Here is a 734-nt window from a genome sequence, read left to right on the forward strand (position 1 = left end):
GACCGGCGCTGTCGCGTTTCTGCTCGACGCAGACTAGAAGATTGTGTCATTGCCACAGGTATGCCTCATTTTGGTCGCCCAAATCATGGAACCTATCTTATTGAATTACGTAATGTGATGATGGAAGTTGCTGGATTGCGCCGTTTTGGCGCTGCTGCTCTTGATTTAGCTTATGTTGCTTCTGGCAGAACCGATGGCTTTTGGGAAGATAACCTGCAAATTTGGGATATGGCTGCTGGAATACTGATGGTTCGTGAAGCCGGTGGTTTTGTCACTGATAAAGAAGGCGGCAACAATATATTCCGTAAAAAAAATATTATCGCCGGCAATGAACACATTCGCCTAAAATTAGAAAGAGTTCTCAAAAAAGGCATTTAAGCCTTAAAAAAAATCCAACAGATTACCTCAGCCAAGCAGATCGCAAAGCGGAAACAATATTATCAATGAATGAAGCAAAGCACACCCCAAATTTGGTTTTCTGATGGAAGAGTCTGAGGAAATCATTGGCGAAGATTCACAACATCGTTTTATTGTTGATCCTTTAGATGGTACTACAAATTTTCTCCATGGCATTCCTTTTTTTGCTGTTTCCATTGCCTTAGAAAGCCAAGGAAAAATCGTTGCTGGTGTCATTTACAATCCCGTGAGTGATGAACTCTTCACCGCAGAACGTGGGTGTGGTGCTTTTTTTAACGACCGGCGCTGTCGCGTTTCTGCTCGACGCAGACTAGAAG

Annotated in this window: 1 protein-coding gene and 1 pseudogene; both read left to right on the forward strand. The window is 43.2% G+C overall.

Annotated elements, in window-relative coordinates; all coding sequences use genetic code 11:
• The coding region (locus tag ACFIO3_RS14660; RefSeq protein ID WP_375704735.1) for an inositol monophosphatase family protein at positions 1 to 378 on the forward strand (378 nt) is incomplete at its 5' end.
• Between the two features lie 8 nt (positions 379 to 386).
• Positions 387 to 734, forward strand: a pseudogene (locus ACFIO3_RS14665) (inositol monophosphatase family protein); the annotation flags it as partial.

This window comes from Bartonella sp. AD328YNZD, from assembly GCF_042196425.1.